We start from the raw sequence: 19,795 nt of genomic DNA, 5'->3' as shown, positions 1-19,795 counted from the left end.
AGCATAACATATGTTCTGATTCAAGCAGCCGAAGTTTGCAATTTGTCATTCGGGCTTGTCCTCATATACACTGAATATATAAGGGGAAGGCACATCATCGCTAAGTAAGTGACTAGGTCATTGTCACTGGGTGAAAAATGAATCTAATGCATCAAGCTTACCGATCATGTGTTCACATATAATGGAAGAAACAAGCTTTTTACTTTCCTGCTCAATCGCCGGTATGTAGATATCGAAAATCATCGTATTCGTAAGGGGGCTGGATGGCCTGAAGTCGCTTTACTAAATAAGGGCTTTAGGAAGGTGATGAAGATGCTGCATCAGGTAATAATTGCTTGTGTAATTGGAGGCATCATGGGGGTTCTCGGTCATGTGAAAAAGAGAGGCAGGCTGGAGAAACCCAGAATGACAAAGCGGTTTATCTATCTCGGTTTTTTGGAAGATGGTTTTATCGGAATGGCTGCTTCCATCTTACTTGTCTTATCCGCTGACCCCGATTCAGGAATTCAACTCGTCATCTTATCCATAATCGCAGGCTACGGCGGAGAAGCTGTTCTCAGGAGCTTTGATTTTGTCAGAGAACAAAACAGTGATTCGGCCGAAGCAAAACCACACCAGCAAAAAAATCCTCCATCAAAATAATATCCCCGCTCACGACCCGTTCCGGGTACATTCCCATTGTATACAAACCTGCTTGCACTTATGAACAGAATTCTATAAAATACAGGTAAGATTACGGTAGCGATAAGAACAGTGAAGAGGAGCAGTAAGAAGCAGATTTCGCACTCAGAGAATTGACGGCCGGTGCAAGTCAATCAAGTCTGTTTCCGAACTCGCCTCAGAGTTGCAGCGGCAAAACCGCTGACGCATAACTGCGTTAAAAGTATCAAGTGAGTGCGGCTTAAAACCGCGCTAACGAGGGTGGTACCGCGGGAAACAAAAATCTCTCGTCCCTTTTAGGGATGAGGGAGTTTTTTTTAGTTTTAGAATAATCTGAATATAATCTTCCTCATCCCGTCAATACTTGGACTACATACGCCGTATTCAATCAGAAGGAGGTTTTTACGTTGAGTTTTCAGCACGAAAAAATAGAAAAGAAATGGCAGAATTACTGGTTGGATCATAAAACGTTCGCCGTCAGTGAAGAGAATGACAAGCCGAAGTTTTACGCGCTTGACATGTTTCCGTATCCTTCAGGAGCCGGCCTTCATGTCGGACATCCGGAAGGCTATACGGCAACCGATATCCTTTCTCGCATGAGACGCATGCAAGGGTACAATGTGCTTCATCCGATGGGATGGGACGCGTTCGGGCTTCCTGCCGAGCAATACGCGCTTGACACGGGGAATGATCCGGCTGAGTTCACAAAACAAAATATAGATAATTTCCGCCGCCAGATCCAATCACTCGGATTTTCTTATGATTGGGATCGTGAAATCAATACGACTGATCCGGACTATTACAAGTGGACGCAGTGGATCTTCACCAAGCTGTACGAAAAAGGGCTCGCATACGTAGACGAAGTGCCGGTCAACTGGTGCCCGGCGCTCGGAACGGTGCTTGCGAACGAAGAAGTCATTGACGGCAAAAGCGAGCGGGGCGGCCATCCGGTTGAACGCCGCCCGATGAGACAATGGATGCTGAAAATCACCGCTTATGCAGACAGGCTTCTTGAAGATTTAGAAGAACTTGACTGGCCGGAAAGCATTAAAGACATGCAGCGCAACTGGATCGGACGCTCAGAAGGCGCAAACGTGCATTTCGCGATCGACGGCACTGATGACACGTTTACGGTGTTTACGACAAGACCGGACACGCTGTTCGGCGCGGCTTATGCCGTACTGGCTCCTGAGCATGAGCTTGTGGAGGCCATCACGACGCCTGAACAAAAAGAAGCGGTAGACGCTTATGTTAAAGAAGTTCAGGCGAAAAGTGACCTGGAACGGACGGATCTTGCGAAAACAAAAACGGGCGTCTTCACAGGTGCATATGCCGTAAACCCTGCAAACGGGGAAAAGCTGCCGATCTGGATAGCGGATTATGTCCTCGCCTCTTACGGAACGGGCGCTGTAATGGCCGTGCCGGCGCATGACGAACGTGATTTTGAATTCGCCAAAGTGTTCAGCCTGCCTGTCAAAGAAGTCGTAAAAGGCGGAAACACGGAAGAAGAAGCGTACACGGGAGACGGAGAACATGTCAATTCCGGCTTTCTGAACGGACTGAATAAAGCGGAAGCGATTGAAAAAATGATCGCCTGGCTTGAAGAAACGAAAAACGGTGAGAAAAAAGTGACATACCGTCTGCGTGATTGGCTGTTCAGCCGCCAGCGCTATTGGGGCGAGCCGATTCCGGTCATTCATTGGGAAGACGGCACGTCAACAGCCGTTCCGGCGGAAGAGCTGCCGCTGATTCTGCCGAAAACCGATGAGATCAAACCGAGCGGAACAGGTGAATCACCGCTTGCCAACATTAAAGAGTGGGTGGAAGTCACTGATCCTGAAACGGGCAGAAAAGGCAGAAGAGAAACGAACACGATGCCGCAATGGGCGGGAAGCTGCTGGTATTTCCTCCGCTTTATCGACCCGAAAAATCCGGATCAGCTCGCTTCACCTGAGAAACTGGATAAATGGCTGCCCGTTGATATTTACATCGGAGGAGCGGAGCATGCCGTGCTTCACCTTCTGTACGCTCGTTTCTGGCATAAATTCCTCTATGATATCGGTGTCGTGCCGACGAAAGAACCGTTCCAAAAGCTGTATAACCAAGGGATGATTCTCGGGGAAAACAATGAAAAAATGAGTAAATCCCGCGGAAACGTCGTCAATCCGGATGAAATTGTGGCGTCTCACGGAGCAGATACGCTTCGCCTGTACGAAATGTTTATGGGGCCGCTTGACGCATCTATCGCCTGGTCTGAATCAGGCCTTGACGGAGCGCGCCGCTTCCTTGACCGCGTATGGCGTTTGTTTATCGAGGAAAACGGCGAACTGACGGGTAAAGTGACAGAAGGCGCGGGCGAAACTCTTGAGCGCGTCTATCATGAAACGGTCATGAAAGTGACAGAAAACTTCGAAGCCCTTCGTTTTAACACGGGCATTTCTCAGCTGATGGTGTTCATTAATGAAGCTTACAAAGCGAATGAACTGCCGAGAGAATATATCGAAGGTTTTGTGAAGCTGCTTTCTCCTGTTGCGCCGCATTTGGCGGAAGAACTGTGGGAAAAACTCGGCCACGAAGGTTCGATTGCATACGAGGCTTGGCCTGCTTATGACGAATCAAAACTGGTGGACGATGAAGTGGAAATCGTCGTCCAGCTGAACGGAAAAGTAAAAGCGAAATTAATGGTTCCGGCTGATGCTGATAAAGCAGCGTTAGAACAGCTCGCACAAGCTGACGAAAAAGTAAAAGAGCAGCTTGAAGGAAAAACGATCCGAAAAATTATTGCCGTACCGGGCAAGCTTGTCAATATCGTGGCAAACTGACCGGACGAAGCCCCTCTCCTACAGAGAGGGGCTTTTTTATCAGGCCTCTATCATAGAAATTGCACCGCGGGCTTTGGTATACTTAACACCATAAAGATGAATGGGAGTGTCACACATTGAAAATAAATGAAATCAGCACAGCCGCACTGGAAGAAAAATTAAAAGCGGGAGAAGAGCTGTATCTGATTGATGTCAGAGAAGACGAAGAAGTTGCCGAAGGAATGATTCCGGAGGCCGTTCATATCCGCATGGGGGACATCCCTGAGAAGATGGATGCGTTAGACAAGGACAAGGAATATGTATTTATCTGCCGTTCCGGAAAAAGAAGCATGAACGTTTGTATGTATTTACATGAGCAGGGCTTCCGTACAGTTAATGTTGAAGGCGGCATGCTGGAGTGGGAAGGCGAAACAAAGCCGAAGAAATAACGCTTTGAAGTGAAAGAAGAAAAGGGACGTGCGTCTTTTTCTTCTTTTTTTATAAAAAAACGGGAGGCGAATCAGGTGAAACCGATGATCCGCGCGATGAAAACAAACGATATCAAACAGGTCCGGCAAGTCGCAGAACGCAGCTGGCATCATACGTATGAAGGGATTATTCCCAGACACATTCAGGATCAGTTTCTCGAATCCGCCTATCAGGATGAGATGATGGAACGCCGGCTCTTGCATTCTTTATTCTTTGTGGCGGAAGAAGAGGGGCGAGTGCTCGGTTTTGCAAATGCCACCCCGGTTCAAAAAGACGGAAATGCGGAGCTGACCGCCATCTATATTGATCCGGATTGCCAGGGAAGCGGGATAGGCACGGCACTTCTTAAAGAATGCATCAGGCAGTCCGGCGGGGTAAAAAAGCTTTATGTCCATGCAGAAAAAGAGAACCGCATCGCCTTATCCTTTTATCAAGCGAAAGGGTTTCAAAGGGTATGTGAATTTGAAGAGGATTTTAAAGGACACACCTTACAGACGGTCAAACTGGTGCTGAACATATAAAAGCGTCCGGCCCGCCCGGGACCGGATCGCGAATGATCAGTGATAAGCCGGAAGCCGGTCTTTGTGCGCTTCAAATAAGTCATCGCACAAAGAGATGATGTCATTCATGGAAAGCTCGGCGCTCGTATGCGGATCAAGCATGGCCGCTTGATATACGGCTTCCTTTTTTAGTGTAACGGCCGCTTCGATGGTTAAAAGCTGTGTGTTGATGTTTGTTCTGTTGAGCGCCGCGAGCTGCTCCGGAAGTTCGCCGGAATAGCACGGCATAATTTGGTTTTTAACGGCGGCGCACGGCACTTCAACGACCGCTTTCGCCGGCAGATTCGGTATCAGCCCGGTATTCAGCACATTGCCGCCGAATGTGAACGGACGGCCCGTCTCCATCGCTTCTATAATTCTCGAACCGTATTCTTTCGAGCGTTCATGCGTCAGGTTTTGGTTGTTGATGATCCCGTCTCTCATCGTTTCCCAGTTTTTGATTTGTTCCGCGCATCTCCTCGGATATTCATCAAGCGGAATTTGGAGTTCATCTATCAGCTCCGGATACCGGCTTTTTATAAAATACGGGTGATATTCGGCATTATGCTCAGATGATTCCGTCACGTAGCAGCCGAATTTATCCATCAGCTCAAACCGCACCATGTCCTTATGTTTCGTCTTTTGTTTTTCCCGTGCCCGTCTTTTAATTTCCGGATATAAATCAATTCCGTCTTTTTTAATCTCCAAAAGCCAAGCCATATGGTTGATGCCGGCAATGCGTTCTTCCGTACCTTCGTGATCCATGCCGAGTGAGTCGAACAGATCTTTGGTACAGACCTGGACGCTGTGGCACAGGCCGACCGTTTTGACATTTGTATGTCTGAGCATCGCTCCGGTCAGAGAGGCCATCGGATTTGTATAGTTTAACAGCCACGCATCCGGGCAGACCTCTTCCATGTCTTTTGCGATGTCAAATAAAACGGGGATGGTGCGGAGGGAACGGAAAATGCCGCCTATTCCGACGGTATCGGCAATCGTCTGGCGGAGACCGTACCGTTTCGGGATGTCAAAGTCAATGACCGTCGCGGGTTTATAGCCTCCGACCTGAATGGCGTTTATCACATAGCCGGCGTGTGTAAGCGCCTGTTTTCGGTCATCGTAGGAGATGATGGATATACTCGGATTGTAGCGGTCTCTCATGTTTTCCAGCATGAGCTGAGATTCTTTCAGCCGTACAGCGTCAATATCATAAAGCGCGAATTCAAATCCGTTTAATGCTTCAGTCAGTAAACAGTCCCCCAGTACATTTTTTGCGAAAATCGTGCTCCCCGCTCCGATAAACGTAATTTTCTTCAACAGAAATTCCTCCCTTTTCTTCTCAGCCTTTGACCGCCCCGGAGGACAGCCCTGAGATAAAATATTTTTGAAGCGCCAAAAACAATACGACCATTGGCAGCATCGCCATAATTGCGGCTGCGGCGACTAAGTGAAGATTGTTCGCGTTTTCGCCGAAGAACCCCGCCATGGCCACGGTCAATGTCTGCACCTTTTGATCTTGTAAAAAGAAAATCGCAAATTGGTAATCGTTCCAGATAAACACGCAGGAAATAATGCAGACCGTTGCGGTAATCGGTTTCAACAAAGGAAACACGATTGTATAAAAAGTCCTGATCAATCCCGCGCCGTCCATCCTGGCGGCTTCCTCAAGTTCTTTCGGAATGGAAGAGCGGATAAACCCTGAATATAAGAAAACGGTCAGCGGCATATATGCAGCCGTATTAATGAGAATGGCTGCGGCATGCGTATTGACCAGCCCCGCATCAGCGACCATTTTGTATAAAGGAACCATGGAAGTCAAAGGCGGGATAATCATGATGGAAATCAAAAGGCCGAAGACGATTTTGTTCAGCTTTGTATTTCTTCTAGCGAGCGGGTATGCGGCAAGCGAACCCATGAAAATTAGCAAGGCGGCGGAAACGGCTGTAATAATGATCGTGTTCAGAAAGGATTGCCCGAGAGAGGCACGCTCCCATGCTTCACGAAAATTCTGAAATGAAAAGGCGGAGGGCAGCGACCATTTTGAACTGTAGTCTCCTTTTGCTTTTAATGACGTGGTCAGCAAAATATAAAAGGGGACAATATGAACGCACGAGATAACGGCGGCCAACAGCGTAAAAATCCGCATTCGGGCTGTTTTCATGACATTTCCGTCTCCTTTCGCTTGAAATACACGAGAGCCGAAAAGCTGATGACAAGAATAATGACGGACATAAATACGCCTTGGGCGGCGGCATATCCCGCATCCTGCCGTTTAAAATATAAATCATACATAAACGTCGACATCGATTGAGAGGAATTGCCCGGCCCGCCTGCGGTCAGAGCGAAAATGACATCAAACAGCTTCAGCCCGCCGATGATATTGATGACCATGTTGATGGTGACAGCCGGCATCAATAATGGCAGGGTGATGGTGAAAAACGGCTGAAGACCTCCCGCGCCATCCATTTTTGCGGCTTCATAATAATCTTTCGGAATGCTTTGCAGCCCCGCCAAATATACAATCATCGCAATGCCTGCGTATTGATACGTGTTAATCATGACGATAATCCACGGGTTTGCCGCAGGGCTTGCCAAGGCGTTGACAGGACCGATTCCCAGTGCGCCCAGTACATCATTCAGCGCACCCCCGTCATATGAGAAAATAAAATACCAAATGTATCCCATAATCAGAGGACTGATAATGACGGGCAGGTAGACGATCGTTCTTGTGAGCGCCTTCATTTTTAAGCTCTGATTCAAAAGCAGCGCATATAAAAGTCCGAGCATATTCTGAAAAAAAGTGCTTCCGATGCCGTAAAGCAAAGTGTTTTTCACAATAAGCCACGTGTCCGGATCTGTAAAAAGCCTTTTATATTGAGTGACCCCCACCCATTGATACGTCTGTGAGAAGCCGTTCCAGTTTGTGAATGTGATAAAAGCGCCTTTGACAAAGGGAAAAATCATGAAAATAAAAACCGTGGCAAGAGCGGGAACGTACATCCACCACAGTGACGCGGGTTTTACCGGCTTTTGATGCTGAAATCCTTGGGTTTCTCTTGCAAGATCACTCATTCTTTTTCAGCTCCTTGTGAATCAGATTGAAGACGGAGCCGCTTATATTCCCTGCCGAGTTTCGCCGAAACTTCCGCGGGGGTTAAGATATCGGCCGTCAGCTCCTGCCCGGCTGTCCCCATCACATCCCACATTCCGTTCGGCAAATAAAGGCGGTCAAAATAAGGCTGCACCTTAATATGCTGATAGCGCTTATAGTCATTTGCGTAGAAAATGTCCGTTTGCACATTCACTAATCCGGCCGGAAGCGAGGTCGCTTCGGCAATTGATTTCGCATGCTCGGGACGGGCCATAAATGCGATGAACTGTTTCGCTTCTTCAAGCCGCGGGGAATCCTTGAATGCCGCCAGCGTGTAACGTTCGCCTCCGATCCAAACCGGCGCGTCTCCCTTGTGGACGGCCGGGGTCGGTATGATGCCGACTTTTACCTTCGGATTGATTTGGGCGACGTCTTGGCCGAGGGTGCCGCCCTGCAGCGTAAAGGCGATTTTGTTTTGCGCCATCAGTTCAATGAGCTGGGACCGTTTTGCCGTCACGGCATCTATATTGAGCAGGTTTTCCTTTTGCATCTCTTTCAGTTTGTCAGATAAATAGGTGAAGTGTGTCCAGCGGAAGGTTCCGTTTAACAGCTGTTTTTTGTAACGGTGTGCGGGATCTGTGATGAGAAGCGGTGCGGCGAATTGATCGTAATATTGGGCAAATGAGCTTTTCTCATAGCCGGCAAACCAGAAGGGGGTGACTGTTCCGCCGCTTTTTTCTTTAATCTGTCTCAGTGCCTTCATAAAATCATCCATTGTTTCCGGCGGTTTGATTCTGTATTTTTCCAACATTGTGCGGTTGTAGGCCAGTCCGTCCTTTGCCTGATTCAGAGGGAAGGCGTATATTCTGCCTTTGGCGTCTTTGAGCATGCTGTTTAAATTCGGATCGAGCCGCTTCGTCCAAGACATGCCGCTGAGGTCGGCGGTATATTCTCCGTAGCGGATTTTGGCCCAGCCGTGTGTGTCGAAAAGATCGGGCATGTCACCGGCTGCCATTCTGACCCTCATCATATTTTCGTAGTCATTGCCTGGGAAATGAACGTTTACTTGAATGTCCGGGTGTTCTTTTTGGAATGAATCAGCCAACTTTCTGAATACGGCGCGTTCGCTGTCTGAGGATATTGTGGAATAGACTGTCAATGTTTTCTGCTTTTCTCCGGCGCCGCTCTGTTCTGCCGAGCAGCCGGGTAGTATCATGCAAGTAAAAGAAAGAAACAAAGCCAGTAAGCGTTTCATCTTTTCCTCCTTTAAATATGATATAAACGCTGGGGGACATGTCACCTCCTTTCTTGTGAGCCGCAGCTTTGTCTGACAATCAATGAAGTGGGGAGCGTCACGGCCAGCGGGACGGTTCTGCCGTTTAAACGGTCGAGAAGCAATTTGACACCCGTCCGGCCCATCTCTTCCGTGTATACTTTTACCGTTGATAACGGCGTGCTGGCGTATTCTGCCTCATCAATTCCGTTGAAGCTGACAATTGCCGTATCGCGCGGGACTTGAAGGCCGGCTTCCTGCAAGGCTTTTAAAGCGCCGACAGCCATCGAATCACTTGCGATAAAAAAGGCATCGGGGAGACTTCCGCCTTTGATGGCTTCATTCATCAGCCGGAACCCTTCGTGCATGCTGTATTCGCCGATCAGTACATGCTCCGGCCCGGCGCCGGCCATTTGTAAGAAAGCGGTCAAACGCTTATCCTCAATCGTTTTATTGCTGTTTACACCGTCTATGACGGTATGCTCCCGCTCCCGGCCGCCGATATAACCGAGCCGCTGATAACCGAGCGACAGAAGATGTTCGATCGCCTTTTGCGCTGCGGCATAAAAATCCACGCTGACGGAATCGTAGCGGGCGGGATCGGGGGTGCCGTTAACAAATACCGCGTGCCTGAAAGCGGCGCTGATATTCGTAAGCGCCTCGTCTTGCAGGCTGCCGATTACGATCACGCCGTCCAGATCGTGAAACATATGCTCTTGAAAAGACCCGAGATGGATAGAAGATGTGATAAAAACTTTTTGCCGAAAGCATTCTTCCTCAATGCCTTTTCGGATCGCTGAAAAATAAGGATCCTGCCGTTCTTCTTCCGGTGACAGGCAGCTGACAATGCCGATCAGGGGGGCTGAATCGCTGCGGCTGCGGTTCTTCCGTTTTTTTGCCGACGGCTGATAGCCCAGCTCATCGGCGATCCTCAGAACTTTTTCTCTTGTTTCATCAGTCACGGCCAAAGAGTCATCCTTATTCAAAATTCTCGATACTGTCGCGCTGGATACAGATGCCTGTAAGGCAATATCTTTGAGACGGACCATTTCGCATCTCCTTTTTACTAAATATTTACTAAACAGAAATGACCTGGTTATTGTTAAAATGATATTATCATATGTTAGTAAGCGTTTTCAACACCTATTTTTGGTTACTTTTAGTAAAAATCAGTAAAAAAGAAAATCTGTTTTTCTCTATCATATTTCAATTGAACCGGAATAAATTGATAGAGAAAGGAGAGGGTGATGTGCTGAAGATAGCTGTTTTTGATGAGGAGCATGAAAAGGATCTGCAGACTGAAGTCAATACATTTTTAAAGGGGATTTCTGATGAACAGCTCGTTGATATTAAATATACGGTAGCGGCGGCCTGTGATCCTGAAGGTGAGCAGCTTTATTGTTTTTCCGCTCTCATTTTATACCGAAAATAAAAAAGCCCGGATGAAATACCGGGCTTTTTTATGCATTATGCTTTTTTGACGCGGGGACTTCTCGGTTTTTGGTATTTCTCCGCTTGTTTGATTCCTTTTCTTTCGCTCGCTAATGACTTGTACAGAGACACGATCATCAGAAGGATCACGACTGAAAACGGAACCGCGGCGAGAATGGCCGTGTTTTGCAGTGCGGCCAGACCGCCGGAATATAATAATACAGCTGCCACGGCGGACTGGATGACGCCCCAGATGATTTTCACCCGGTTTGACGGGTCCAAAGAGCCGTAAGACGTTTGCATTCCAAGCACAAATGTCGCTGAATCCGCTGATGTAATAAAAAATACAGCAATCAGAATAAGCGTTAATACGGATGTCACCATTGTCAGCGGATAGTGGCTGAGTGCGCCGAACAGCATCGTATCCGTTGACATTCCCGCGACATTGAATACGCCTTTCTGCTGAAGATCCATCGCGGATACACCGAAAATCGCAAACCATAAGAAAGCCAATATACAAGGTGTCACCAACACCCCGATTAAAAATTCCCGGATCGTCCGGCCCCTTGATACACGGGCGATAAAAATGCCGACAAACGGCGACCAGGATATCCACCAGGCCCAATAGAAAATGGTCCAGCTGTTAATCCATTCGCGTTTTTGGGGATCATTCGGAGACAAGCGAAAGCTCATCTGCACGATATTTTGGATGTATTGGCCGATAGAATCGGTAAATGAGTTCATAATCAGCACTGTCGGGCCTGCAATGAGCATAAAGATCATTAAAATACCCGCGAGCGCCATGTTGGTATTGCTTAAGTATTTAATCCCTTTGCCGATTCCGCTCCACGCAGAAATCAAAAATAACACGGTCACGACAGCGATCAGGATCAGCTGAATGGAAAATGTTTTCGGAATGCCGAATAAATAATGCAGACCGCCGTTGATCTGAGTCGCTCCGAGCCCTAAGCTTGTCGCCACACCGACAACGGTCGCAAACACCGCGATACAGTCAATTGCTTTGCCGATCGGGCCGTTTACTTTATCGCCCAAAAGCGGTGTCAGTGTGCTGCTGATCAAACCGGGCGCGTCTTTTCTGAATTGAAAATAAGCGATACATAAAGCGACGACCGCATAGATGGCCCAAGCGTGCAGCCCCCAGTGGAAAAACGTGTACCGGAGCGCATCACGAAATGCTTGGGGTGTTTCTGTTTCACCTGAGGGAGAGCTGATGGCGTAATGACTGATCGGTTCCGCAGCCCCGTAAAATACCAAACCGATTCCCATGCCCGCGCTGAAAAGCATGGCAAACCATGATAATAAGCCGAATTCCGGTTTTTCCCCGGGTTTTCCGAGTTTTATTGTGCCGATCGGACTCACAATGAGAAAGAGACAGAAACCGACAAATATAGAAACGACCAGCAGATAATACCAGCCGAAAGAATCCGTAATAAATTTTTGTGCCGTATCAGTGACTTGCTGCAGGCTGTCAGGAGAAATGGCCCCCCATAAAACCGCAGCTGCTGTGATGACAATCACAATCCAAAAAACACTGGAGATGTTCTTCTTCAAACGTTCTCACCCTCTGACTATTTTTTTCAATACGCCATTTTTTTAGTATGGTCGCACGATTGCAGATCATTCCTTTCTTCCTGTTCCCTCAATCAGGTGAAACAAAACGCAGAAAACTGTATCATGTTTTTGGTCAATTATCAACGGGGACGCTCAGGTAAATGCGCTTTAAACCATTTACAGCGAGCGTGAGAAACGTCCTGCATTCAAACCGGCGAGACGCCCCGTGACAAAGGCTGAAGTGATATTGTAGCCCCCGGTATAACCGTGAATGTCGAGTATTTCTCCGCAAAAATATAAGCCTTCCATTTTTTTAGACGCCATTTGTTTCGGCTCAATCTCTTTTACGGAAACACCTCCGCCTGTGACAAACGCTTTGTCCAAAGAAAGCGTTCCGTCAGCGGCAACCGTAAATTGTTTGCAGTCTTTGACAAAAGCCCTGAATTGATCCTTCGGCAGTTCCGTAAAGCTTGTCTGCGGATCAAGACCGTTCCGTTCCAGAAGAAAAAGCAGATACCGTTCCTGCATCCACGGCTTCAGTGCGTTTTTGAGCGCTTTTTTCGGTGCGTCTTTCAGTTCCTTGTGCATCTTTTGAAATAACTCTTCCTCGTTGATGCCGGGAAACAGATCGATGCGTAATTTGACATCGGGCTGCTTTTTCAGTTCTTTGACGACAAACTGGCTGCAGCGGAGAATGGCGGGGCCTGACAAGCCGAAATGGGTAAACAGCATGTCCATCACGTGTGTGACAATAGGTTTGCCTTTTTTATTCAGGACGCTGACGGCCGCGTTTCTAAGGGACAGCCCCTGAAGTGTTTTTTGTTTAATAAACGGTTCTGACGACGTAACCGGCACTTCCGTCGGAAAGAGTTCGGTCACGGTATGACCGGCCGCTTCCGCCCATGCATAGCCGTCTCCGGTGCTGCCGGTATGCGGGACTGATTTTCCGCCGACCGCGATAATGACGGCGTCTGCGTTAATGTGTTCGTCATTGTTTGTCGTAATGCCCGCTGTCCTGCCGTTCTCGTACCGCACCTCTTTGATTTTTTCATTTGTGCGGATGGTGACATTCAGTTGTTTTAATCGGTTCAAAAGCGCATCGACAACGCTTTGCGCTTTGTCCGTCACCGGGAACATGCGCCCGTGGTCTTCTTCTTTCAGCTGAATGCCGAGTTTTTCAAAAAAGGCGATGATATCTTCATTATTAAATTCGGAAAACGCGCTGTATAAAAAGCGGCCGTTGCCGGGGATGTGTTTAATGATTTCTTCAACGGGGAGGCGGTTGGTCACGTTGCAGCGCCCGCCGCCGGAAATCGCCAGCTTCCGTCCCAGCTTGTTTCCTTTATCGATTAATAATACGTCCGCCCCTTCTTCGCCTGCCGCAATCGCAGCCATTAAACCGGACGGGCCGCCGCCGATTACAATTACGTCATAATGTTTCATATTTCATCAACAACTTTCTTTTTCACGTATAATAGGCGGAAATGTCCGCTTCCTGCTATTATAGCGAAAGAAGGGGATTCCTTAAACGTATTTTGTTTTTAAGAGCTTTCCCAAAAAGTTTCCCGCTGTAATTATTACCGTCTAATTGCCCAGTTGTGTTAAAATAGAAAAGTTGAATCTTCGTAGAAAATGGTGATGAGGAAACATGTCAAGCAAATTGTTAAGGGGCACGTTCGTGCTGACGCTCGGCACCTATATATCGCGGATTTTAGGGATGATTTATCTGATCCCGTTCGGAGCGATGGTCGGAGCGACGGGCGGAGCTTTGTTTCAATACGGATATAATCAATATACACTGTTTTTAAACATTGCCACGATGGGATTTCCCGCCGCGGTTTCAAAATTTGTCTCGAAATATAACTCCAAAGGAGACTATGAGACGAGCAGGCGGATGCTGAGAGCGGGAATGTCGGTTATGCTCGTAACCGGGATGATCGCTTTTTCAATTCTTTATATTTCGGCGCCGTTTTTTGCGGAAACATCTCTCGGCGGCACGAGTAACAACGGACTTACGATTGACCACGTCGTTTATGTCATCCGGATGGTCAGTCTGGCACTTTTGGTCGTGCCGATTATGAGCCTTGTGCGCGGTTTTTTCCAAGGTCATCAGATGATGGGGCCCACAGCCGTTTCACAGGTTGTGGAGCAGCTTGCCCGGATCATCTTTTTATTGGGCGCAACGTATTTGATTTTAAGAGTGATCAACGGCGGCCTTGTCATCGCAGTCGGATACGCGACTTTCGCGGCGCTGATCGGATCATTCGGAGGGCTTGTCGTCCTTTATATTTACTGGAATAAGCGGAAGGGCGATCTTCTGGCGATGAAGCCGAATCTCGTCCCGTCTGCGAACTTAAGTTATAAAAAAATGTTCATTGAGCTTTTCAGTTATGCCGCTCCTTACGTATTTGTCGGACTGGCGATTCCTTTGTATTCATATATCGATACGAATACGTTTAATAAAGCGATGATTGCGGCGGGCCATAAGGATATCAGCCAGGACATGCTTGCGATTGTCACCCTTTATGTGCCGAAGCTTGTGATGATCCCGGTTTCTCTGGCGACCGCTTTCGGTCTGACGCTGATTCCGACGATTACTGAATCGTTTACGAGCAGGAATTATAAGCTTTTGAATCAGCAGATTAACCAGACGATGCAAATTATTCTGTTTTTGGTTATTCCCGCCGTTGTCGGGATGTCCGTGTTATCGGGTCCGGCCTATACGTTCTTCTACGGCTCTGAAAGTCTTCGCCCGGATATCGGACAGGATATATTGTTCTGGTACGCGCCTGTCGCGATTCTGTTTTCTCTGTTTACCGTAAACGCCGCGATCCTGCAAGGGATTAATAAGCAGAAATTTGCTGTCGTGAGCCTTTTCATCGGCGTCATTATAAAAGTGGTGCTGAACGTGCCGCTGATCAAGCTGTTTCAGGGAGACGGGGCCATCTTGGCAACGGCGCTCGGTTATATCGCTTCTCTTCTGTACGGTTTTATCATGATTAAGCGCCATGCGGGCTATTCGTATACGGTACTTATAAAACGGGTCATTTTAATCGCAGTCCTGTCCGTCGTGATGGGAGTCGCGGTCAAGCTGACTCAATGGCTGCTCAGTTTCTTTGTAACATACCAAAGCGGCCAGGTGCATGCGGCGATTGTCGTCTTTGTCTGCGCCGCTGTCGGCGGTGCGGTGTACATGTTTGCCGCGTACCGAATCGGATTTTTACAGAAAATGTTTGGAAACCGTCTGCCCCGCGTTTTGAGGAGAGGCAGGCATTCCGCCCATTGAGAAATAATGAATAGTCCGCTTATCGCGGGCTTTTCTTTTTAAAGGAGAGGATCAGGATGAGACTTGATAAGCTGCTTGCCAACAGCGGATTCGGCTCAAGAAAAGATGTGAAAAAAATCGTCAAGGCCGGGGCTGTCATGATTGACGGAGAGCCGGCGAAAGATGTGAAAACCCATGTCGATCCGGAAAAACAGGACATCACGGTATACGGAGAGCCGGCAGACTATCGTGAATTTATTTATGTCATGATGAATAAGCCGCAAGGAGTGCTGTCCGCTACAGAAGACAGCCGCCAGCAAACGGTGGTTGATCTGCTGACGCCTGAAGAACAGCGATTTGAACCGTTTCCGGCGGGACGTCTTGATAAGGATACGGAAGGCTTTTTGCTTCTCACCAATGACGGGCAGCTCGCTCATCGCCTGCTTTCTCCGAAAAAGCATGTGCCTAAAACATATGAGGTCCGGTTAAATTCACCTCTGTCACCGGAAGACATCGTTCATCTGGAAAGAGGCGTCGTCATTGAAGGAGGCTATAAGACGAAGCCGGCAGCCGTTGAAATCATTACAGAAAGCCCGGATGAAACGGTGATTCACTTGACCATTACAGAAGGCAAATATCACCAGGTGAAGCTGATGGCAAAGGCTGTCGGAAATGAAGTGGCTTATTTGAAGCGGCTTTCGATGGGGGCTGTTTCTCTTGACCCGGATCTTAAACCGGGAGAATTCCGCGAGCTGACTGAAGAGGAGCTCGAAACGCTGAGAGGCGCTGAAGTGTAATCGATATCAGAAAAGCCCAAAACAGATTTGTTTTGGGCTTTTTATATAGAGGAACAAAAAACAAGGCAAAGACGCTGCTTTGCCTTGCAGCATGTCAGGCCGAAAAGGACCTTATGTAATTGTTCGCTTAAGATGTAATTTTCACTTTTTTTCGTGTTGTCTCCCACTTGCCTCGGCTAGGACTATGAACAAGATCATTGTATGCTAACACATTTAAGTCTCGCTGAATGGTTCTAGGTGTAATGCCGAATTCATCAACCAGTTCCTGTGTTGTCACAAGGCCTTTTTCCTGGATGAACATGTAAACTGATTTAATCCGAGTCAGCATACGATTTGTTGAAGGTTTCAAAAAACCACTCCCTATCATAAGATCGGATGGACTTGATATACCACAACTTTCGACTCTAAAACTTCGTACGAATAAGCAACAAAGGATGACATTCTGTTTTTTTTCTCTTTTAACTGCCTCCATTATACACGATATGGACGACATGAATCTAGGAATAAGCGCAGATAATTTTTTCCAAATGGGTGCAGCCTTGGTGCATTACTATGTCCGGCCCGCTTTTAATATTATGGAAACTGAAACTTTTTTTATACATGTCCGTATGAAAGCGGGGGAGTGAGAAGTTTGGGAGAATTATTGAATGCAAACATTGTCTGCGCCGGTTATGCTGACAGGCCGAAGGTGATTTCTGATGTATCTCTGTCAGTCAACGCTGGTGAAATTGCCGGTTTAATCGGAGCGAACGGCGCGGGGAAAAGTACAGTGATAAAGGCGGTTCTCGGGCTGTCCCGGGATATTGAAGGCGGTATTGAGTGGCATGATTCGTCTTATGCTTACATACCGGAGCGTCCGAGTTTTTACGATGAACTGACGCTTTGGGAGCACCTCGAGCTGACCGGATCATTGCGGGGTATAGAAGGGGAAGAGTGCCGTGAGCGGGCAGGGCGGCTGCTTGAAGAGTTTTCGCTGACGTCTGTAAAACATGATTTGCCTTCCGGTTTTTCAAAAGGGATGCAGCAAAAGCTGATGCTCATACAGGCATTTTTGGCGAAGCCGGATATTTACATCATTGATGAGCCTTTTATCGGACTTGATCCGATCTCAACGAAGCTGTTTACCGACATGCTGATTGCTGAGAAAGAAAGGGGCGCGGGAATTTTGATGTGCACGCATGTTCTGGATACGGCGGAAAAAATCTGCGACCGGTTTTATTTGCTGGATCAGGGCGCTCTGCTTCTTCAAGGCACGTTAGAGGAGCTTCAGGAAAAAACGGGGAGCCGTTCACTGCTGGATTGCTTTTATTCAGCGGTTCGGAGCAGTCAGCGATGACCGGGCGGGCTTTGTTTTTTCAAAGGCTGTTTCATTATTGGCGGTATCAATGGAAGGTGTTTCAGACGGTCATTGATTGGACGGTCGCGCTGTATATCGTTCTTCCCGCTGCCGCATTTGCCGTTTATCAATATGCTGAATGGCTGAACGGCAGGGGGCTTCTTAATGGAGCGGCAGGAGTATTAGGATGGGGCTGGCTGTATGTATTCAGTGCCTTGCTGTTGTGCACGGGTTTTATTCATACCTTTTTGCTGGAAGCGGATCACGTGTTTTTGGTGCATGCAAAACATCTGATGCAAAAGCTGAAACGGTACGCGCTTTTGTATTCGATGTTCCTTTCCCTTATCAAATGGGGTGCGCTTGCCGTATTGTTATTTCCCTTATGGCGCCAGTACGGTGACTGTACCTTACCGGCATATTCAGGTATGTTTTGCTGTCTGTTCGGCTTCCATACCGCGATATTAGCGGTGCACCGGCACAGAAAAAACAGCAGGCGGACATTCGGGAATCAGGCGGCGGGATGGCTGAAAGTGATGGTTCTGACGGCGGGTGCGTTTTTTATGATCACCTTTGCCGCCGAATGGTATTGGCTTTGGCCGGCGGGATGTATATTGTTCATCTGTTCCGCTTTTTTGACTTGGAAAGGGACGGAGACATTATCAGCCTTTGAGGAAGAAGTGCTTGAGGAGAACAGGCGGAAGCTTTCACTCGCCGCCTCAGTTTTGATGCTCAGCCATGATGTGCAGCTCCCGAATGGTAAAAATAAAGGGCGGAGCAAGCCGTTTTTATATCCCGGCTCAAAGCACATCTTTACAAAACGGTCGGCGTATACGGCGTGGAAAGAATTGTTTTTTAAAGTGCTGATCCGAAACGGCGGGTATCTCCGGCAGCTTTACCTTTTAACCGCGGCTTTTACGGCTCTTATTCTCGTTCTTCCGCTCTTAGTGAAGCCGGCAGTCCTTATTTTATTTGCGATCGTCAGCCGCTATGCCGCGTCACTTTTATTTGACCGGATCACGGATAAACCGGTTTTAAGCGGTATCAAGAGAGACAGTGATGACTATTTCCGGGCGCGAAACAGTGCATTAACCGTCATTCAAATCATCTGTTCCGCCTGGTGTCTCATTGCCGCGATTCTTTCCGTTCTTTATATGTAAAAATCCCTTTCCGAAAAGGAAAGGGATTTTTCTTAATGTCCGTTCAAAATAAAAAGCTGAATAAAAAACAGCACGGCGAAGATGAGGACTAGAGGATGGATTTCGCGCCATTTTTTCTTAGCTGCTTTAACAAGCGGATATGAAATGAAGCCGAGTGCGATTCCGGTTGAAATACTGGACGTTAAAGGCATCGCCAAAATGACGAGAAAGGCCGGGAACGCTTCGTCAAGCTCATTCCAGCGGATATTCGACACAGCACCCATCATCAGGCTGCCGACAATAATCAGAGCCGGTGACGTAATCGCGGACACTTCCGATAAGACGCTGACAAGCGGGCTGAAAAACATGGAAACGGCAAACATAACGGCAATCGTCAGCGCCGTCAGACCTGTTCTTCCGCCGGCGGCCACACCTGCTGAAGATTCAACGAACGCGGTCGTCGGGCTGGTGCCGAAGATGCTTCCCACCGTCGTAGCCGTTGAATCAGCCAACAGCGCTCTTCTGGCATTCGGCAGCTGATTGTTTTTGATCAATCCCGCCTGTTCGGCGACACCGATCATGGTGCCGGTCGTGTCAAAAATCGTAACGAGAAGAAAAGAAAACACAACGGCGTACAGACCGTGATGCACGACATCCCCGAGGGCACCGAACGGATTTGTGATCAAAAGACCCTCCGGCAGGCGCGGGAATGAAATGAACCCTTTCGCAAAATGGATCTGTCCGGTCAAAAAGGCAATGACGGCGGTCAGCGCCATTCCGATGAACAGAGCGCCGTTTACATTCAGCACCATCAGCACGATACTGATGATAAGTCCGATAAGCGTTAAAATGACGGCGGGCGAATGAAGATCGCCGAGTGCGACCAGATTGGATTTATCAGCCGTGATGATTCCGGATTGGCGTAAGCCGATAAAAGCGATAAATAAGCCGATGCCGGTCGTAATTCCGTATTTTAAATTGTCCGGAATCGCTTCTATAAGTTGTTTTCTTAAAGGCGTTAACGATAAAATAATAAAGATGACTCCCGCGATAAAAACGGCGCTGAAAGCCGTCTGATACGTAATGCCGCTGCCTGTGCCGACAACGTGAAAGGCGAGATACGCGTTTAAGCCCATGCCGGGGGCAATGGCGATCGGAAAATTCGCAGCGAGAGCCATCCATAAAGTTCCGACAATGGAAGCGATAATCGTCGCGGTGAACACCTGGTCAAACGGAATTCCCGCATTGGAAAGGATCACCGGATTGACGACAATGATATACACCATTGTGAAAAAGGTGGTCAATCCCGCGGTAATTTCTCTTTTTATTGTCGTTTGATGCTTGTCGAGATGAAACATAAGTACCTCCAATGACGAACATTTTTTCAAAACATCATCTATATTAT

Annotated in this window: 18 protein-coding genes and 1 other annotated feature; of the genes, 9 read left to right on the top strand and 9 right to left on the bottom strand. The window is 47.9% G+C overall.

Annotation, left to right across the window (positions count from 1 at the left end):
• Positions 1-306 precede the first annotated feature (306 nt).
• The 4 genes from HAP68_RS14010 to HAP68_RS13995 all read left to right on the top strand — a co-directional run bounded on the left by HAP68_RS14010 (position 307) and on the right by HAP68_RS13995 (position 4,471).
• Positions 307-642: a DUF4257 domain-containing protein gene (locus HAP68_RS14010; RefSeq protein WP_015418038.1), complete on the top strand. Its 336-nt coding sequence runs from the start codon at positions 307-309 to the stop codon at positions 640-642.
• Positions 643-744: 102 nt separating this feature from the next.
• Positions 745-958, top strand: a binding site (T-box leader).
• A gap of 109 nt (positions 959-1,067) precedes the next feature.
• Positions 1,068-3,482: a leucine--tRNA ligase gene (gene leuS / locus HAP68_RS14005; RefSeq protein ID WP_003152297.1), complete on the top strand. Its 2,415-nt coding sequence runs from the start codon at positions 1,068-1,070 to the stop codon at positions 3,480-3,482.
• A gap of 116 nt (positions 3,483-3,598) precedes the next feature.
• On the top strand, positions 3,599-3,910 hold the full coding sequence (locus HAP68_RS14000; RefSeq protein ID WP_003152299.1) for a rhodanese-like domain-containing protein: 312 nt from the start codon (positions 3,599-3,601) through the stop codon (positions 3,908-3,910).
• 84 nt (positions 3,911-3,994) lie between these two features.
• Positions 3,995-4,471: a GNAT family N-acetyltransferase gene (locus HAP68_RS13995; protein WP_079005010.1), complete on the top strand. Its 477-nt coding sequence runs from the start codon at positions 3,995-3,997 to the stop codon at positions 4,469-4,471.
• 36 nt (positions 4,472-4,507) lie between these two features.
• Here the strand turns inward: HAP68_RS13995 and melA are convergent, their stop codons facing one another.
• The 5 genes from melA to HAP68_RS13970 are packed head-to-tail and all read right to left on the bottom strand — an operon-like array spanning position 4,508 to position 9,902.
• The gene (melA, locus tag HAP68_RS13990; protein ID WP_003152304.1) at positions 4,508-5,806 is read right to left on the bottom strand and encodes an alpha-galactosidase MelA; all 1,299 of its coding nucleotides are present in this window, start codon (positions 5,804-5,806) and stop codon (positions 4,508-4,510) included.
• 22 nt (positions 5,807-5,828) lie between these two features.
• On the bottom strand, positions 5,829-6,650 hold the full coding sequence (locus tag HAP68_RS13985) for a carbohydrate ABC transporter permease (protein WP_003152305.1): 822 nt from the start codon (positions 6,648-6,650) through the stop codon (positions 5,829-5,831).
• Entirely contained in the window at positions 6,647-7,561 is a 915-nt protein-coding gene (locus tag HAP68_RS13980; protein WP_003152306.1) for a carbohydrate ABC transporter permease, read from the bottom strand. The genes HAP68_RS13985 and HAP68_RS13980 overlap by 4 nt, the downstream gene beginning before the upstream one ends.
• Complete coding sequence (locus HAP68_RS13975) at positions 7,558-8,835, bottom strand: ABC transporter substrate-binding protein (protein WP_024085704.1); 1,278 nt, start codon at positions 8,833-8,835, stop codon at positions 7,558-7,560. The genes HAP68_RS13980 and HAP68_RS13975 overlap by 4 nt, the downstream gene beginning before the upstream one ends.
• Before the next feature lie 41 nt (positions 8,836-8,876).
• Positions 8,877-9,902 carry a LacI family DNA-binding transcriptional regulator gene (locus HAP68_RS13970; RefSeq protein ID WP_024085703.1) on the bottom strand — a complete coding sequence of 342 codons (1,026 nt, stop codon included), beginning with the start codon at positions 9,900-9,902 and terminating at the stop codon, positions 8,877-8,879.
• Between the two features lie 200 nt (positions 9,903-10,102).
• On the opposite strand from HAP68_RS13970, the gene HAP68_RS13965 reads away from it, so the two are divergent.
• Positions 10,103-10,285: a sporulation protein Cse60 gene (locus HAP68_RS13965; RefSeq protein ID WP_003152309.1), complete on the top strand. Its 183-nt coding sequence runs from the start codon at positions 10,103-10,105 to the stop codon at positions 10,283-10,285.
• A 35-nt stretch (positions 10,286-10,320) separates the two neighbouring features.
• Here the strand turns inward: HAP68_RS13965 and opuD are convergent, their stop codons facing one another.
• Both opuD and HAP68_RS13955 read right to left on the bottom strand, forming a co-directional pair.
• Positions 10,321-11,856 (bottom strand): glycine betaine transporter OpuD, encoded by a 1,536-nt coding sequence (gene opuD / locus HAP68_RS13960; RefSeq protein WP_003152310.1) that lies wholly within the window; start codon positions 11,854-11,856, stop codon positions 10,321-10,323.
• A gap of 177 nt (positions 11,857-12,033) precedes the next feature.
• Positions 12,034-13,299, bottom strand: a complete 1,266-nt coding sequence (locus HAP68_RS13955; protein ID WP_003152311.1) for a BaiN/RdsA family NAD(P)/FAD-dependent oxidoreductase — start codon at positions 13,297-13,299, stop codon at positions 12,034-12,036.
• A 205-nt stretch (positions 13,300-13,504) separates the two neighbouring features.
• On the opposite strand from HAP68_RS13955, the gene HAP68_RS13950 reads away from it, so the two are divergent.
• Complete coding sequence (locus tag HAP68_RS13950; RefSeq protein WP_003152313.1) at positions 13,505-15,142, top strand: putative polysaccharide biosynthesis protein; 1,638 nt, start codon at positions 13,505-13,507, stop codon at positions 15,140-15,142.
• 56 nt (positions 15,143-15,198) lie between these two features.
• Complete coding sequence (locus tag HAP68_RS13945) at positions 15,199-15,918, top strand: pseudouridine synthase (protein WP_024085702.1); 720 nt, start codon at positions 15,199-15,201, stop codon at positions 15,916-15,918.
• Positions 15,919-16,045: 127 nt separating this feature from the next.
• Here the strand turns inward: HAP68_RS13945 and HAP68_RS13940 are convergent, their stop codons facing one another.
• Entirely contained in the window at positions 16,046-16,267 is a 222-nt protein-coding gene (locus HAP68_RS13940) for a DeoR family transcriptional regulator (RefSeq protein WP_003152337.1), read from the bottom strand.
• A gap of 282 nt (positions 16,268-16,549) precedes the next feature.
• Between HAP68_RS13940 and HAP68_RS13935 the strand changes: the two genes are divergently transcribed.
• Both HAP68_RS13935 and HAP68_RS13930 read left to right on the top strand, forming a co-directional pair.
• Positions 16,550-17,254, top strand: a complete 705-nt coding sequence (locus tag HAP68_RS13935; protein WP_024085701.1) for an ABC transporter ATP-binding protein — start codon at positions 16,550-16,552, stop codon at positions 17,252-17,254.
• Positions 17,251-18,411: an ABC transporter permease gene (locus HAP68_RS13930; RefSeq protein WP_015387835.1), complete on the top strand. Its 1,161-nt coding sequence runs from the start codon at positions 17,251-17,253 to the stop codon at positions 18,409-18,411. The genes HAP68_RS13935 and HAP68_RS13930 overlap by 4 nt, the downstream gene beginning before the upstream one ends.
• 32 nt (positions 18,412-18,443) lie before the next feature.
• Here the strand turns inward: HAP68_RS13930 and HAP68_RS13925 are convergent, their stop codons facing one another.
• Positions 18,444-19,748 (bottom strand): NCS2 family permease, encoded by a 1,305-nt coding sequence (locus HAP68_RS13925; protein ID WP_014305604.1) that lies wholly within the window; start codon positions 19,746-19,748, stop codon positions 18,444-18,446.
• Positions 19,749-19,795: the final 47 nt, after the last annotated feature.

The sequence above is a fragment of the Bacillus sp. Bvel1 genome (genome assembly GCF_014872755.1).
Lineage (GTDB): Bacteria > Bacillota > Bacilli > Bacillales > Bacillaceae > Bacillus > Bacillus velezensis.
Note: the sequence above shows the minus strand (reverse complement) of the source record. Positions and strands in the feature narration are given on the sequence as shown.